This window comes from Pseudomonas sp. NY15181 (genome assembly GCF_048068055.1).
In the GTDB taxonomy this organism is placed as follows: Bacteria; Pseudomonadota; Gammaproteobacteria; order Pseudomonadales; family Pseudomonadaceae; genus Pseudomonas.
Genome location: NZ_JBLUPT010000026.1, coordinates 1 through 735 on the forward strand (window position 1 = coordinate 1; position 735 = coordinate 735).

Annotated in this window: 1 protein-coding gene; it reads left to right on the forward strand. The window is 66.5% G+C overall.

Features of this window, described 5'->3' with window-relative positions:
* Positions 1-735 (forward strand): 2-oxo acid dehydrogenase subunit E2 (locus ACNFBT_RS27165; RefSeq protein ID WP_416753894.1); only part of this gene is annotated, 735 nt, incomplete at its 5' end.

Consider the following 735-nt stretch of genomic DNA (forward strand, 5'->3'; position numbering starts at 1 on the left):
GGCATCCCGCCGATTCCGGAAGTCGACTTCAGCAAGTTCGGCGAAGTGGAAGAAGTGGCCATGACCCGCCTGATGCAGGTCGGCGCCGCCAACCTGCACCGCAGCTGGCTGAACGTGCCGCACGTGACCCAGTTCGACTCGGCCGACATCACCGAGATGGAAGCCTTCCGCGTGGCCCAGAAAGCCGTCGCGGAGAAGGCCGGCGTCAAGCTGACCGTGCTGCCGATCCTGCTGAAAGCCTGTGCGCACCTGCTCAAGGAGCTGCCCGACTTCAACAGCTCGCTGGCCCCCAGCGGCAAGGCGCTGATCCGCAAGAAGTACGTGCACATCGGCTTCGCCGTGGACACGCCGGACGGCCTGCTGGTCCCGGTGATCCGCAACGTCGACCAGAAGAGCTTGCTGCAGCTCGCCGCCGAAGCCGCCGAACTGGCCGAGAAAGCGCGCACCAAGAAGCTCTCCGCCGATGCCATGCAGGGCGCCTGCTTCACCATCTCCAGCCTCGGCCACATTGGCGGCACCGGCTTCACGCCGATCGTCAACGCGCCGGAGGTGGCGATCCTGGGTGTGAGCAAGGCCGCCATGGCTCCGGTGTGGGACGGCAAGGCCTTCCAGCCGCGCCTGATGCTGCCGCTGTCGCTGTCCTACGATCACCGCGTGATCAACGGGGCCGCCGCCGCGCGCTTCACCAAGCGTCTGTCCGACCTGCTGGGCGATATCCGCACCCTGCTGCTGTAA